The sequence below is a fragment of the Endozoicomonas sp. ONNA1 genome (genome assembly GCF_024606325.1).
Lineage (GTDB): Bacteria > Pseudomonadota > Gammaproteobacteria > Pseudomonadales > Endozoicomonadaceae > Endozoicomonas_A.
This window is the reverse complement of the sequence record NZ_JAHHPN010000380.1, coordinates 1-2,565: the sequence shown is the minus strand read 5'-3', so window position 1 is coordinate 2,565 and position 2,565 is coordinate 1. Positions and strand designations below refer to the sequence as shown.

Sequence of the window (2,565 nt, the reverse complement as noted above, 5' to 3'; positions counted from 1 at the left end):
ACAGCGGAGTGACGCCATCCGAAGTCCGGGCGGCGTTGATGTCTGCCCCGTTGTTGATCAGGGCTTTCACGCAGCCGGTATTGCCCTTCCCGGCAGCGATGAACAGCGGGGTGGCGCCATCCCCAGTTGGAGCGTTGAGGTTCGCCTTGGCTTCGATCAGCGCTTTCACGCAGTGGGTATGGCCTCTCGCAGCAGCGATGAAAAGCGGGGTTTTGCCATGCTTGGTCTGGGCGTTGAGATCCACCTTGGCATTGATCAGGGCTTGCACGCATTCGGTATGGCCTCTCGCAGCAGCGATGAACAGCGGGGTGGCGCCATGCCTGGTTCGGACGTTGAGGTCCGCTCTGGCTTCGATCAGGGCTTTTACGCATTCAATATTGCCCATCTCGGCTGCGATGGTCAGTGGGGTGGCGCCATCTGGACAGGCGGCGTTGACATTCGCCCCGGCTTCGATCAAGGCTTGCAGGCAGTCGATGTTATTTTTTTGGGCAGCCATGAATAGTGAAGTGGCACCAATCTTGCAAACGGCGTTGAGACTCGCCCCGGCGCTGATCAGGCATTCGACGACCGTCTTATGCCCCCCCATGGAAGCCATCATCAAGGGAGTGAAATGATCATGTGTAATGTTATGGACATTGACATTGACCCCTTCTTCCAGGGACATGTTTACCTGATCCAAATTCCTTTCAAAACAGGCACGATAAAACGTCTGATCGGGAAAAAATGTATCCGGGTGAGATTCGCCGGAGTTCAGATTCACCACAGGCATCGGGTTTTGTCGGCACATCGCACACCGACGAGCGCCGATGGGGTGATCAACAAAATACGTCAAAATACAGTCCAGATCGAAATGCTTGCCACAACATTGGGTTTTGACGACCACAGGCGCTACAGTACGGCCATGGAACCCGACCAGGCAAATAGGGCAGAAAGGGTCCAGCTGCGGTACTTGAATATCTCCGGAAACAAGGGGACGAGCAATGCCATCCATGAGTAGAACATCTGTGTTAGTGAGTGAGCGATGAGGATTGGACACAAGAAAAACAGGATAGTTCAGCTCTATGGCTATAAAAGTTTTCAGTGGCTGAATCATCACAGAAATCCCCCGCAACACCGGCATCGGATCATACCGAACTATTGCGCTCTGGCCTCCGGCGGTATTTCATCGTGCTGACTGGATAACATCATACCTTTATCTTCTTCCCCTCCTTGCCCCGGCGAAGGTCAGGAGTCTCTCGCAGTCGGTATTGCCCTTCCTGGTTGCGATGGACAATGGCGTGGCGCCATCGGAAGTCCGGGAGGCATTAAGATCGGCCCCGGCGTTAATCAGGACTTTCATGCAGTCGGTATTGCCTTTTGCAGCGGCGACGAACAGTGGGGTGGTGCCATTTGACAGGGCGGCGTTGGGATTCGCTTTGGCTTCGATCAGGATTTTCACGCAGTCGCTGTGGCCTATCGCAGCAGCAATGCACAGCGGGGTAGCGCCATTCGACAAGGTGGCGTTGGGATTCGCCCCGGCTTCGATCAGGGCTTTCACACAGTTGATATTGCCCTTTCGGGCTGCAATGAACAGTGGTGTGGCACCATCCGACCGGGCGGCGTTGAGATCTGCCCCGGCTTTGATCAGGGCTCTCACGCAGTCGGTACTACCTTTTCGGGCCGCAATAAACAGAGGGGTGGTGCCATCCGACAAGGTAGCGTTGACATCCGCCCCGGTGTTGATCAGGATGTTCACGCAGTCGGTGTTATTTTCTTTTGCAGCCATGGACAGCGCGGTGGCGCCATCTTTGGTCCGGGCGTTGGGATCGGCCCCGGCTTCGACCAAGGCTTTCACGCAGTCCGTATTGCCTCTCGTTGCAGCGATGCTCAGCGGGGTGATGCCATTCGACAAGGCGGCGTTGAGATTCGCCCCGGCTTCGATCAGGGCTTTCACGCAGTCCGTATTGCCCACTGCGGCTGCGATGAGCAGCGCAGTGGCGCCATCCGACAAGGTGGCGTTGACATCCGCCCCGGCGTTGATCAGGATTTTCAGGCAGTTGGTGTTATTTTCCTGAGCGGCGATGAACAGCGGAGTGGCGCCATTCGGACAGGCGGCGTTGGTGTCCGCCCTGGCTTCGATCAGGAGTTTGACGCAGTCAGTGTTATTTTCTTGGGTAGCGATGAACAGCGGGGTAGTGGCATCCGGCAAGGCAGCGTTGACATCCGCCCCAGCGTTGATCAGGATTTTCACGCAGTCGATGTTATTTTCCTGGGCTGCGAAGAACAGCGGAGTGGCGCCATCTTCGTTCCGGGCGTTGAGATTCGCCCCGGCGTTGATCAGGTACTTGACGACGTCCTCGTGCCCCTGACTGGATGCCAACACCAAGGCTGTGAAATTATTATTCATAACGGTATTGACATTGACTCCTTCAGCCAGTGACTTCTTCACCTGATCTAAATCCCCGTCAACACAGGCATTGTAAAACGCCCGATCGGGAAAAAATGTATCCGGGTGAGATTCACCGGTGTGTTCATTCACCATAGGCATCGGGTCTTGCCGACACATTGCACATCGGCGAGAGCCGA

The 2,565-nt window shown here is 55.7% G+C and carries 2 protein-coding genes; both read right to left on the bottom strand.

Annotation, left to right across the window (positions count from 1 at the left end):
- Positions 1-1,093, bottom strand: a 1,093-nt coding sequence (locus KDK19_RS08785) for an ankyrin repeat domain-containing protein (RefSeq protein WP_257291755.1), incomplete at its 3' end; no start/stop codon positions are given.
- A 99-nt stretch (positions 1,094-1,192) separates the two neighbouring features.
- Positions 1,193-2,565: ankyrin repeat domain-containing protein (locus tag KDK19_RS08780; protein WP_257291754.1), on the bottom strand; the 1,373-nt coding region annotated here is incomplete at its 5' end.